The sequence below is a fragment of the Ruegeria sp. AL12 genome (genome assembly GCF_056540885.1).
This window is the reverse complement of record NZ_JBQFXN010000185.1, coordinates 1-568: the sequence shown is the minus strand read 5'-3', so window position 1 is coordinate 568 and position 568 is coordinate 1. Positions and strand designations below refer to the sequence as shown.

Here is a 568-nt window from a genome sequence, read left to right as displayed (position 1 = left end):
CTCTTGATCCAGGCGCAAAGCAACACCGTCCACCATAACCAGATGGATACCCGAACCGCCATTGACCAGATAGGCCGTTTTACTGGAGTAGCTCACGGGAGTTGCCTCATCCCTGCGGTCGGACACAAAGACCTCGTGCAAAGTCCCATCCAGGTCAATCCGACCGATATATACCGTGACGCCAGTGGTCGGGTGCAGAAACTCACCTTCGTTCAACAGCTGAGCGGTCACGTCGCCTGCGACTTCGGCCTGACGCAGTTCCAGCTGTTCGACCGAGGCAGGGCGCAGGAAAATACTGATCGACGCCATCATGGCGCCAGACACAAGACCAAACAGGAAAACCGCGCGCGCAAGGCGCCACGGGCTGGACCCGGTCGCCAGCATTACGGTCAGTTCACTTTCACGACTCAGTCGGTTGGTTGCGTAGACGGCCGCAGCAAATACAGCCATTGGCATCACGGTTCGGATTAGCGTCGGCAGAGTCAGGGCGGTAAATTCCAGAAACACAAGCGCCGACTGTCCGCCACTGATTACCCGGTCAAACAAGCTTACCGAGCGAGTGATCCAG

Annotated in this window: 1 protein-coding gene; it reads right to left on the bottom strand. The window is 57.6% G+C overall.

Annotated elements, in window-relative coordinates; genetic code table 11:
• Window positions 1-564 (bottom strand): LptF/LptG family permease (locus tag ACR0C6_RS22120; RefSeq protein WP_480621342.1); only part of this gene is annotated, 564 nt, incomplete at its 3' end.
• Window positions 565-568: the final 4 nt, after the last annotated feature.